This window comes from Nocardioides sp. GCM10030259, from assembly GCF_042666375.1.
GTDB lineage: Bacteria > Actinomycetota > Actinomycetes > Propionibacteriales > Nocardioidaceae > Nocardioides.
The window spans coordinates 447,351-457,847 of sequence record NZ_JBHTDF010000002.1; the positions used below are offsets into that span (position 1 = coordinate 447,351).

Genomic DNA, 10,497 nt, shown 5'->3' on the forward strand with positions numbered 1-10,497 from the left:
CGGCCCGCGTGCGGCAGTCTGGGCGCATGATCACGGTCGAAGGACTCACGCGGAAGTACGGCAGCTTCACGGCGGTCGACAACGTCAGCTTCGTCTGCCAGCCCGGGCGGGTGACCGGCTTCCTCGGTCCCAACGGTGCCGGCAAGACCACCACGATGCGCGTCATGGTCGGGCTCACGCCCCCGACCGCGGGCCACGTGACGATCGGCGGACACCGCTACCAGGACATCCCGAACCCGGGCCGCCACGTCGGCGTGCTCCTCGACGCGTCCGCGCAGCACGGCGGCCGCACCGGCCGCGAGATCCTCGAGCTCGGTGCGATGTCGATGGGCCTGCCGCGCACCCGGGTCGACGAGATGCTCGAGCTGGTCTCGCTGACGAAGTCCGAGGCGAAGCGCCGTCTGCGCAACTACTCGCTCGGCATGAAGCAGCGCCTCGGCATCGCCCACGCGCTGCTCGGCGACCCGTCGGTGCTCATCCTCGACGAGCCCGCCAACGGCCTCGACCCCGCCGGCATCCGGTGGATGCGCGGCCTCCTCAAGGGGTACGCCGAGCGCGGCGGCACCGTCCTGCTCTCCAGCCACCTGCTCCACGAGGTCGAGCAGATCGCGGACGAGATGATCCTCATCGGCCAGGGCCGGATCGTCGCCCAGGGCGACAAGAAGACGCTGCTCGCGGGAGCCGCGCAGGGCGTCGCCACCACCTTCGTCACCGCCCTCGACAACGACTCGCTGGCCCACGCGCTCCAGGCGAAGCAGATCGTCGTCGCGAGTGCGGGTGAGGGCCTGCGCGTCGAGGCCGAGTCCGTCGAGGTCGGCCGTACCGCCCTCGAGGCGGGCGTCGTCCTCACCGACCTGCGCGCCGCCGAGGGTGGCCTCGAGGACCTCTTCCTCGAGCTCACCGCCGAGGCCCAGCGGGAGACCGTGGCATGAGCACCACCACGACCGCGCCGCCCACCATGGACGTCACGGGCACGCCGCGCACGCCGTTCGGGCGCCTGGTCCGCACCGAGTTCCGCAAGACGTGGGACACCCGGGCCGGCTTCTGGCTGCTGCTGGCGACCGCCGCCCTCACCGCCCTCGTCATGATCATCCAGCTCGCCGTGGTCGTCGTGCAGGACCTCACGGTGAACTACAACGACTTCCTCACCTCGACGAACTTCTCGATCGCGCTGCTGCTCCCGGTGATCGGCATCCTGCTGCTCACCAGCGAGTGGAGCCAGCGGACGGCGATGGTGACGTTCTCGCTCGAGCCGCACCGCACCCGCATCGTCCTCGCCAAGGTGGTCGTGGGGCTGCTCCTGGGCCTGGCTGCCGTGGCCATCGCCCTCGTGCTCGCGGCGGTCTGCAACCTGCTGCTCAACGCGATGTCGGACCTCGGCGGCGCCTGGGACCTCGGCGCCGAGCAGACCGTCTACTTCGTGATCCTGCAGGAGATCGGCATGCTCACGGGCTTCGCGTTCGCCGCGCTGCTGCTGAACTCGCCCGCGGCGATCGTGCTCTACATGGTCTACTCCTTCGTGCTGCCCGGGATCTTCGAGATCGGCGCCTCGCTGATCGGCTGGTTCGAGGACCTCCGGCCCTGGATCGACTTCGGGCTCGCCCAGGCGCCGCTCTTCGACGGGTCGATGATGAGCGGCAAGGACTGGGCCTACTTCGCGGTGTCGGGCTTCATCTGGCTGGTGGTCCCGCTGGCGATCGGCTTCCGCCGGGTGCTGCGCGCGGAGGTGAAGTGAGATGACCGCGGCGACGCTCGACATCACGGGCACCGCGCACACGCCGTTCCTCCGCCTGGTGCGAGTGGAGCTGCGCAAGTCCTACGACACGCGCGCGGGATTCTGGCTGCTCGCCGTGATCGGCCTGATCGTGCTGGCTGCGGAGATCATCGTGCTCGCCGTGGTCACCACCCAGGACGAGGCCGCCTCGTTCGGCGACTTCATCGGCGTCGCGGCCTTCCTCACGTCGTTCCTCCTGCCGGTGCTCGGCATCATGGTGCTGACCACGGAGTGGTCGCAGCGCACCGCGATGGTGACGTTCGCGCTCGAGCCGCGCCGACCGCTGGTGATCCTCGCGAAGGCGCTGGTCGGCGTCGTCCTGACCCTGGCGACCGTCGCCGTCTCGATCGTCATCGGCCTCGTGTGCACGCTGCTGTACGGCGCGATCGAGGGACAGGCCGACTGGACCTTCGGCTGGCCCGACTTCTGGGCGTTCCTCATCACCCAGGTGCTCGCGATGCTCGGCGGCTTCGCACTGGCGGCGCTGCTGCTCAACACGCCCGCGGCGATCGTCGTCTTCTTCGTCTACAAGTGGGTCCTCCCGGGGATCTTCGAGCTCGGCGCCCAGCTGGTCGGGTGGTTCGGGGACATCCGGCCGTGGCTGGACTTCCAGGCCGCCCAGGAGACGATCTGGGAGTGGTCGAGCTCCGGGCGGGACTGGGCCGAGCTGGTCGTCTCGGGGCTCGTCTGGCTGGGCCTGCCGCTCGCCTTCGGGATCTGGCGGGTGCTGCGCGCCGAGGTGAAGTAGCCACCCCGGCTGACCTCGGACCGCCGGGACGAGCCGGGCGTGGCGGCCACTAGGGTCGACGCATGACGAACCCCCGCGAGGACGGCCGCGCCGACGACGAGCTGCGACCGATCACGATCACCCGCAACTGGCTCGACCACGCCGCCGGCTCGGTGCTGGTCGAGTTCGGCCGGACCAAGGTGCTGTGCGCCGCCTCGGCCTCGGAGGGCGTCCCGCGGTGGCGGAAGGGGTCCGGGCTCGGATGGGTGACGGCGGAGTACGCCATGCTCCCGGCGTCGACCAACACCCGCTCCGACCGCGAGTCGGTCAAGGGCCGGATCGGCGGCCGCACCCACGAGATCAGCCGGCTGATCGGCCGCTCCCTGCGCGCGATCATCGACTACAAGGCGCTGGGCGAGAACACCATCCAGCTCGACTGCGACGTGCTCCAGGCCGACGGAGGCACCCGCACCGCCTCGATCACCGGTGCGTACGTCGCGCTCGCCGACGCCGTCGCGCACCTGCGCTCGACCGGCGCGCTGACCGGCGAACCGCTCACCGGCTCGGTCGCGGCCGTCAGCGTCGGCATCATCGACGGGGCGCCGCGGCTGGACCTGCCGTACGTCGAGGACGTCCGCGCCGAGACCGACATGAACGTCGTGATGACCGGCGACGGCAAGTTCGTCGAGGTCCAGGGCACCGCGGAGGGAGCGGCGTTCGACCGCTCCGAGCTCGACGCGCTGCTCGCGCTCGCCGCGAAGGGGTGCGCCGACCTCACCCGGATCCAGCAGGAGGCGCTCGCACAGTGAAGGTCTTCCTCGCCTCGCGCAACCGCAAGAAGATCGAGGAGATGGAGCGGATCCTCCGCGACCACCTCCCCGACGTCGACGTGCTCGGCATCGACGAGGTCGAGGGCTACGAGGAGCCGGTCGAGGACCAGGCGACGTTCGAGGGCAACGCGCTGCTCAAGGCGCGGGCCGGGTTCGCCGCCACCGGACTGCCGTCGCTCGCCGACGACAGCGGGCTCTGCGTCGACGCGCTCAACGGCATGCCGGGCGTGCTCTCGGCGCGCTGGTCGGGCCCACCCAAGAGTGATGACCGCAACAACGCGCTGCTGCTCGCCCAGCTCGCCGACGTGCCCGACGAGCGGCGCTGCGCCCACTTCATGTGTGCGGTCGCCTTCGTGCACGACGGTGGCGAGGAGTGCGCCTCCGGCGTGATGCCCGGTCGGGTGATCCGCGAGTGCCGCGGCACCGGCGGCTTCGGCTACGACGTGCTGTTCGAGGCCGACGACCGCCGGGGAGTCACCACTGCCGAGCTCGCGCGCGAGGACAAGGACGCGATCTCCCACCGCGGCTGGGCGCTGCGGCGGATGGCCCCGATCGTCGCACGGATCCTGGGCGCGGGTCAGACCGGCTGACGCTCCCGCGCCACGCGCCGGCTGATCAGGTAGCCCCAGATGGTCGCGAACGCGAACATGAAGATCGAGTAGACCGCCGCAGGCACCGAGATCTCGGTGTTGTCCAGCACCTCGACGGCGACGTAGATCGCGAGCGTGCCGTTGTGCACGCCGATCTCCATCGACGACGCGATCGCCTGCTCCTCGCGGACCCCCAGCGCGCGCGGCACGACGTACCCCACCACCAGCGAGATCGCGCAGAACAGCGCGGCGGCGACGCCGACGTCGGCGAGGTAGTCACCGACGTTCTCGGCCTGGTCGATCAGGATGCCGAGCACGAGGATCGCGAGGATCGCCGCGGAGCCGATGCGCACCGGGCGGTCCATCCGCTCGGCGAACGCGGCGGAGCGGGCCCGCACGAGCATGCCGATCGCGACCGGCACCAGCACGACCGCGAAGACCTCGACGACCTTGCCGAACTGGAGGCTGACGGAGTCGTCGAGGTCGTAGTGGTTGATCGCGAAGTTGGTGATCAGCGGCAGCGAGACGATCGCGATGACGGAGTTGACCGCCGTGAGGCTGACGTTGAGGGCCACGTCGCCGCGGAAGAGGTGGCTGAACAGGTTCGCGCTGGTGCCGCCCGGCGACGCGGCCAGCAGCATCATGCCGACGGCCAGCAGCGGCGGCAGGTCGAGCAGCTTGACCAGGCCGAAGCACACCGCCGGCAGGAGCAGCAGCTGGCAGCCGAGCGCGATCACCACGGGCTTCGGGCTGCGGGCGACCCGGCGGAAGTCGTCGGGGGTGAGCGAGAGCCCGAGGCCGAACATGATGATGCCGAGCGCCAGCGGCAGCCCGATCGTCGTGAGGGCGGAGTCCATGCGCGGACTCTAGTGATCGCGGTCACACAGTGGGACAGAACGCGCGGAAACCACGGTGCCGAAGGGGGGACTTGAACCCCCACGCCCGAAGGCACGGGTACCTAAAACCCGCGTGTCTGCCTGTTCCACCACTTCGGCTGCGGGGTCAGTCTAGGGATCGGACGGGCCGGGGAGATTCGTCGGCCGGCCGACGTTCCTCACACGCTTCTCAGCGCGGCTCCTCGTCGGCCAGGTTGAGCTTCAGGTCCTTGCGGAGCTTGGCGACGTGGCCGGTGGCCTTGACGTTGTACTGGGCGAGGAAGACCTTGCCGTCCTCGTCGACGACGACGGTCGAGCGGATCACGCCCTCGACGATCTTGCCGTAGAGCTTCTTCTCGCCGTACGCGCCGTACTCCGTGAGCACCGTCTTGTCCGGGTCGGAGAGCAGCGTGATGGTCAGGCCGTCGCGGGCGCGGAACTTCGCGAGCTTCTCCGGCTTGTCCGGCGAGATGCCGATGACCTCGTAGCCCTCGGCCTTGAAGGAGTCGAGCGTGTCGGTGAAGTCGCAGGCCTGCTTGGTGCAGCCCGGCGTCATCGCGGCCGGGTAGAAGTAGACGATCACCTTCCGCCCGAGGAACTCGGACAGCCCGACCTCCCGGCCGGTGTCGTCGGTGAGCGTGAACTCGGGGGCGGTGTCACCGGGGGAGAGGCGCTGGCTCACGAGAACTCCTTGTCGCAAACGATGTGCAATAACGTACGCTGGGCGGCAGACGGGTCCAACCTATCCGGCGACAGGAGCATGCATGCACGTCCCCGACGGCTTCCTCGACGCACCCACCTCGGCCGCGACGGGGGCGGTCGCCATCGCGGTCGTCGGCGTCGCGCTGGTCAAGGCCCGCTCCGAGCTGGACGACCGGACCGCGCCGATGGCCGGCCTGGTCGCGGCGTTCGTCTTCGCGGTGCAGATGCTGAACTTCCCGGTGGGCGCCGGGACCAGCGGTCACCTGATGGGCGGCGCGCTGGCGGCGATCCTGGTCGGACCGTGGACCGGCATCCTCTGCGTCAGCGTCGTGCTGCTGGTGCAGTCGCTGCTGTTCGCCGACGGCGGCATCACCGCTCTCGGCACCAACATCGTGCTGATGGCGGTCTCGACCGTGCTCGTCGGGTGGGGCGTCTTCCGGCTCCTCCAGGCCGTGCTGCCCAAGCGCCTCTCGCTGGTGCCCGGCCTGGCCGGCGTCGCGGCGTTCGTGTCGGTGCCCGTGGCCGCCACGGTGTTCGTGCTGCTCTACGCGGCCGGCGGCACCGCGGACATCCCGCTCGACACGCTGCTCACCGCCATGTTCGGCGTGCACACGCTGATCGGCATCGGCGAGGGCGTGATCACCGGCCTCGCCGTCGGCGCCATCCTCGCCGTGCGCCCCGATCTCGTGTACGGCGCGCGCCCGATCCTGGAGCGCCGCGAGCTCGAGATCCGCACCACGACCGGACTCGCGGCATGAAGGGCGTCTCGACCAAGTGGGTCGTCCTCGGCGTCGCCGTCGTCGCACTGGTCCTGGCGGGCGTGGTGAGCCGGTTCGCCGACAGCGACCCCGACGGACTCACGAAGGTCTCCGAGGACCAGGGCTTCGCCCACACCGAGCGCGGCCGCGACAGTCTCATCGGTGACTACGGCAGCGCCACCGGCGTCGTCGGCGTCCTCGTCGTGCTGGGCCTGGCCGGCGGGGTCACGTACGCCGTCCGGCGGCGGCACCCGCGGGACGAGCAGTCCTGAGGTGGGCGCCGGGCACGGTCACAAGCTGCACTTCCACGGCCACTCGCCGGTCCACCGCGCACCGGCCCACCTGAAGCTGCTGGCGCTGCTGGGGTTCATGGTCGTCGTCGTGGCGACGCCGCGCGACTGGTACCCGGCCTTCGGCGTCTACTTCCTCGCGATCGCGACGGTCGTCGGCGTCTCGCGCGTGCCCCCGACGTACCTCCTCAAACGCACCGTCGTCGAGGTGCCGTTCGTGGTCTTCGCCGTGCTGCTGCCCTTCGTCGCCACCGGGCCGCAGACCGAGGTGCTCGGCGTCAGCGTCAGCCAGTCCGGGCTCGAGGCCGGCATCGCCCTGCTGGTGAAGGGCACCCTCGGCGTGCTCGCCAGCCTCACCCTCGCGGCGACGACGGAGCCGCACGACCTGCTGGTCGGGCTCGAGCGGCTCCGGCTGCCGCAGCAGCTCGTGCAGATCATGGCGTTCATGGTCCGCTACCTCGACGTCGTCACCGGCGAGATGCAGCGGATGAGGATCGCCCGGGAGTCGCGCGGCTTCTCCGCGCGCAACCCGCGGCACTGGCCGGTGCTCGCCCGCTCCGCCGGTGCGCTCTTCATCCGCTCCTACGAGCGTGGCGAGCGGGTGCACCTGGCGATGCTGTCGCGCGGCTACACGGGCAGGATGCCGCGATGACACCCGTCCTCGACGTCCGCGGCCTGGCCTACGCCTACCCCGACGGTCATCAGGCGCTCTTCGGCGTCGATCTGCACGTCCACCGCGGCGAGCGGGTCGCGCTCCTCGGGCCCAACGGCGCGGGCAAGACGACGCTCGTGCTCCACCTCAACGGCATCCTCGCCGCCGGTGCGGGCACCGTGGCGGTCAGCGGCCTCCCCGTCGAGAAGGCGAACCTCGCCGAGATCCGGCGCCGGGTCGGCATCGTCTTCCAGGACCCCGACGACCAGCTCTTCATGGGCACCGTCCGCGCCGACGTCGCCTTCGGGCCGGCCAACCTCGGCGTCACCGGCGCCGAGCTCGACCGCCGGGTGATGCACGCGCTCGAGCAGGTCGGCATGGAGGAGTACGTCGACCGCCCGCCGCACCACCTCTCCTTCGGCCAGCGGCGCCGGGTCGCGGTCGCGACCGTGCTCGCGATGGAGCCGGAGATCCTCGTGCTCGACGAGCCGTCGTCGAACCTCGACCCGGCCTCGCGCCGCGAGCTGGCCGACATCCTGCGCTCGCTCGACGTGACCGTGCTGATGGTCACCCACGACCTGCCGTACGCCCTCGAGCTGTGCCCGCGCTCGGTCGTCCTGAGCGACGGCATCGTCGTGGCCGACGGCGGGACGTACGACGTGCTCACCGACGACGCGCTGATGCGGGCGCACCGCCTCGAGCTGCCGTTCGGGTTCGACCCGCGCACCGCGATGCCCCGCCCGTAGAGCAGGTACCGGCTGATTGGTAGCGTTTCCAGGCGACGCACGCCGCCGTCACGGACTTGAGGAGACCAGGTGGGCCAGGACCAGCAGCTGTCCGCGCTCGAGCAGGAGATCGAGCAGACCAGGGAGCGTCTGGCGACGACGATCGACCAGCTCCTCTACCGGGCGCACCCGAAGACGATCGTCAGCCGCGAGGTCAGCAGCATCAAGGCGCACTTCGTCGACTCGCAGACCGGCCAGCCGCGCACCGACAACATCCTCAAGGTCGCGGGCGGCGTGGTCGGTGTCGTCGCGCTGTTCGTCGTGATCCGGAAGGTCGTCAACTGACCCCGTGAACGAGCCCGTGACCAGCAAGACCCCGATCAAGATGCTCCATGACCGGGTCCTCGTCGAGCTCGACAAGGAGTCCGGGGAGCGCCGCTCCTCCGGCGGCATCGTCATCCCCGCCACGGCCGCCATGGGCGCCCGCCGGCTCGCGTGGTCGAAAGTCGTCGCCGTCGGACCGCACGCCCGAGCCGTCCAGGTCGGCGACCGGGTGCTCTTCGACGCCGACGACAAGGCCGAGGTCGAGGTGCACGGCGAGCTGTACGTCGTGATGCGTGAGCGTGACGTGCACGCCGTCGCCGCCGAGCGGGTCGGCGACGAAGCCACGGGCCTCTACCTGTAGGAGCCCGGGTCCGGCTCCGGTCAGCGGACCTTGATCCGCAGCGTCTTGCTGGCGACGCCGTCGACGACGACGCGGAACGTGTAGGTGCCGCGCTTCGACAGCTTCGGGAACGTGACCAGCGCCTGGCCGTCGGCGGCGATCGGGACGGTGCGCGTGGTCCGCCAGGAGTGCTTCTTCAGCTGCTGCACCTGGAGCGTCGCGGCGTTGGTGTCGAGGACGGCGACCCGGTCGGCCTGCGGCGCGGCGCCGCGCTTGACGGCGAGGGCGCCCGCCCGGAAGCCGGTCACCTGGGGAGTCTCGACCGACGGCCGCGGCGCGGCCGGCGCGGCGACGGGAGCTGCCGGCGTCGCGGTCGCCACCGTCGGCGTGCTCGGCGCGTTACCGGCCGGCGCGGGAGTAGCCGGCGCGGTGTCGGCCGGAGCCACGATCGCGGTCGCCCAGTCACCGCAGCCGACGCTGCCCTGCCAGTGGTAGTTGGTGCCACCGACCTGCACCCACGCGACGCGGTACGCCGTCACGCCGGCCTGCCACTGGGCGTGAGCGGCGTACGTGAAGACCGTGCGGCCGCTCCAGGTGCCCTCGTTGTCGTGGAAGTTGAGCGTCTGCTCGCCCAGGTTCGTCTCGAACCGGATGTTGACGTCGTTGGCCTGGCCCGACGGGATGTTCGCCGGGTAGTCGACCGTGAGCGCGTCGCAGGTCGGGTCGGCGTACCGCCAGTCCCAGGTCCACGGGTCCAGCGTCTCCGTCGGGTGGTCCGGGTCCGTCGTCACCGGCAGGCCGGGCTCGGTGGGCTCGGTGGGCTCGCTCGGCTCGGTGGGCTCGCTCGGCTCGGTGGGCTCGGTCGCGCCACCGCACGGCTGAATCCAGAAGACCTTGGACTTCTCGTCGGCGCCCTGGGAGCCCGGCGTGTTCGTGGTGACCTTGACGTGGAAGCCCTGCACGTCGTGCGGCTCGCCCGCGAAGTCGAGCGTGTAGATCTCCCGGCCGTCGAGGTCGTTGTCGCCGCCGGCGGCGTCGTCGCCGACGAAGACGCTGGTCTTCCCGTCGACGGTGAAGGTCGCATCGGCGGTGGGGGCGTGGCTCTCGAACGTGACCACGGAGATGATCTCGGCACCCTTGTCGAACCCGTACCACTCGATCGCGAACGAGCACGGAACGTGCGGGTCGTTGCTCGGCGTCCCGACGGACTCCGCCTCGGCGATCTTCACCGTGCCGTTGTTGCCGTTGGCGGCGACGGCCGGCGTCGCCCCGAGGGCGAGGACGGCCGGCACGAGGACGGCCGTGGCGGCGGTGGCGGCAAGCCGGGTGCGCATGGTGGAAGCTCCGGGGATCGAGGGCGGTGCAGGAGAAGGTTCACACGCCCATCGGCAGGTACAGCCGGATGTAGTAGAGCCTTTGACGACCGGTGGACGAACCTTGCGGAAGCCTTGAGAAATGGCCCTTCCCCGTGTGGCCCGGGCCACCTCTGCGCAGGATCAGAGCGGGGGAGCGAACGGCTCGGTGCCCTTCACGAGCCGCAGGCCGCGGATGCCGGAGTGCTGCTGGGCGTAGGCCAGCTCCTTGCCGATGTCGCCGATGTTGTTCGACGCCGGCAGCGGGGCGAGGCCGAGGGTGGAGAGGACGCCGACGGCCTTGCCGTCGGCGCTGACGAACGCCGACCCGGAGTCGCCGGGGACGCCCGGGGTGACGGTGTAGAGCGGGTGCGACCAGCCGCCGTCGGCGGCGTTGTCGCCGAGGCTGATGCCGGTGTGCGGGGCGAGCTGCTCGATGCCGAAGCGCAGGCTGGAGTTGCCGTAGGTCCACACCCGGTCGCCGGCGGCGGTGCCGTCGGTGTCGATGCCGGTCGGGCCGCCCCAGAACGGGATCGACGGGTTCACCTTCGCGGCGTC

The 10,497-nt window shown here is 70.9% G+C and carries 14 protein-coding genes, 1 tRNA gene and 1 pseudogene; 11 read left to right on the forward strand and 5 right to left on the reverse strand.

The window, feature by feature from the left end; all coding sequences use genetic code 11:
* Positions 1-26: 26 nt before the first annotated feature.
* The 5 genes from ACFQQI_RS02540 to rdgB all read left to right on the forward strand — a co-directional run bounded on the left by ACFQQI_RS02540 (position 27) and on the right by rdgB (position 3,921).
* Entirely contained in the window at positions 27-932 is a 906-nt protein-coding gene (locus ACFQQI_RS02540; RefSeq protein ID WP_378557444.1) for an ABC transporter ATP-binding protein, read from the forward strand.
* Positions 929-1,735: an ABC transporter permease gene (locus ACFQQI_RS02545; protein WP_378557447.1), complete on the forward strand. Its 807-nt coding sequence runs from the start codon at positions 929-931 to the stop codon at positions 1,733-1,735. Before ACFQQI_RS02540 ends, ACFQQI_RS02545 begins: the two co-directional genes overlap by 4 nt.
* 1 nt (position 1,736) lies before the next feature.
* On the forward strand, positions 1,737-2,522 hold the full coding sequence (locus tag ACFQQI_RS02550) for an ABC transporter permease (RefSeq protein WP_378557450.1): 786 nt from the start codon (positions 1,737-1,739) through the stop codon (positions 2,520-2,522).
* Between the two features lie 62 nt (positions 2,523-2,584).
* Positions 2,585-3,310: a ribonuclease PH gene (gene rph / locus ACFQQI_RS02555; protein ID WP_378557453.1), complete on the forward strand. Its 726-nt coding sequence runs from the start codon at positions 2,585-2,587 to the stop codon at positions 3,308-3,310.
* Complete coding sequence (gene rdgB, locus ACFQQI_RS02560; protein ID WP_378557457.1) at positions 3,307-3,921, forward strand: RdgB/HAM1 family non-canonical purine NTP pyrophosphatase; 615 nt, start codon at positions 3,307-3,309, stop codon at positions 3,919-3,921. The genes rph and rdgB overlap by 4 nt, the downstream gene beginning before the upstream one ends.
* On the opposite strand, the gene ACFQQI_RS02565 is transcribed toward rdgB, so the two are convergent.
* The 3 genes from ACFQQI_RS02565 to bcp all read right to left on the reverse strand — a co-directional run bounded on the left by ACFQQI_RS02565 (position 3,909) and on the right by bcp (position 5,478).
* Positions 3,909-4,778 carry a bile acid:sodium symporter family protein gene (locus ACFQQI_RS02565; protein ID WP_378557460.1) on the reverse strand — a complete coding sequence of 290 codons (870 nt, stop codon included), beginning with the start codon at positions 4,776-4,778 and terminating at the stop codon, positions 3,909-3,911. The genes rdgB and ACFQQI_RS02565 overlap by 13 nt on opposite strands.
* A gap of 56 nt (positions 4,779-4,834) precedes the next feature.
* Positions 4,835-4,916 (reverse strand) — tRNA-Leu (locus tag ACFQQI_RS02570).
* Positions 4,917-4,986: 70 nt separating this feature from the next.
* Positions 4,987-5,478 carry a thioredoxin-dependent thiol peroxidase gene (gene bcp / locus ACFQQI_RS02575; RefSeq protein WP_378557463.1) on the reverse strand — a complete coding sequence of 164 codons (492 nt, stop codon included), beginning with the start codon at positions 5,476-5,478 and terminating at the stop codon, positions 4,987-4,989.
* A gap of 82 nt (positions 5,479-5,560) precedes the next feature.
* On the opposite strand from bcp, the gene ACFQQI_RS02580 reads away from it, so the two are divergent.
* The 6 genes from ACFQQI_RS02580 (at position 5,561) to ACFQQI_RS02605 (ending at position 8,608) form a co-directional block, all read left to right on the forward strand.
* The gene (locus tag ACFQQI_RS02580; protein ID WP_378557466.1) at positions 5,561-6,256 is read left to right on the forward strand and encodes an energy-coupling factor ABC transporter permease; all 696 of its coding nucleotides are present in this window, start codon (positions 5,561-5,563) and stop codon (positions 6,254-6,256) included.
* A complete protein-coding gene (locus ACFQQI_RS02585) occupies positions 6,253-6,528 on the forward strand; it encodes a PDGLE domain-containing protein (protein WP_378557469.1) in 276 nt (91 codons plus the stop codon). The genes ACFQQI_RS02580 and ACFQQI_RS02585 overlap by 4 nt, the downstream gene beginning before the upstream one ends.
* Position 6,529: 1 nt before the next feature.
* A complete protein-coding gene (cbiQ, locus tag ACFQQI_RS02590) occupies positions 6,530-7,198 on the forward strand; it encodes a cobalt ECF transporter T component CbiQ (protein ID WP_378557471.1) in 669 nt (222 codons plus the stop codon).
* Entirely contained in the window at positions 7,195-7,944 is a 750-nt protein-coding gene (locus ACFQQI_RS02595) for an energy-coupling factor ABC transporter ATP-binding protein (RefSeq protein ID WP_378557474.1), read from the forward strand. Before cbiQ ends, ACFQQI_RS02595 begins: the two co-directional genes overlap by 4 nt.
* A gap of 69 nt (positions 7,945-8,013) precedes the next feature.
* Entirely contained in the window at positions 8,014-8,268 is a 255-nt protein-coding gene (locus tag ACFQQI_RS02600) for a DUF3618 domain-containing protein (RefSeq protein WP_378557476.1), read from the forward strand.
* A 40-nt stretch (positions 8,269-8,308) separates the two neighbouring features.
* A complete protein-coding gene (locus tag ACFQQI_RS02605; RefSeq protein WP_378557498.1) occupies positions 8,309-8,608 on the forward strand; it encodes a GroES family chaperonin in 300 nt (99 codons plus the stop codon).
* 20 nt (positions 8,609-8,628) lie between these two features.
* On the opposite strand, the gene ACFQQI_RS02610 is transcribed toward ACFQQI_RS02605, so the two are convergent.
* Complete coding sequence (locus ACFQQI_RS02610; RefSeq protein WP_378557478.1) at positions 8,629-9,921, reverse strand: hypothetical protein; 1,293 nt, start codon at positions 9,919-9,921, stop codon at positions 8,629-8,631.
* 162 nt (positions 9,922-10,083) lie between these two features.
* A pseudogene (locus ACFQQI_RS02615) lies at positions 10,084-10,497 on the reverse strand (hypothetical protein); the annotation flags it as partial.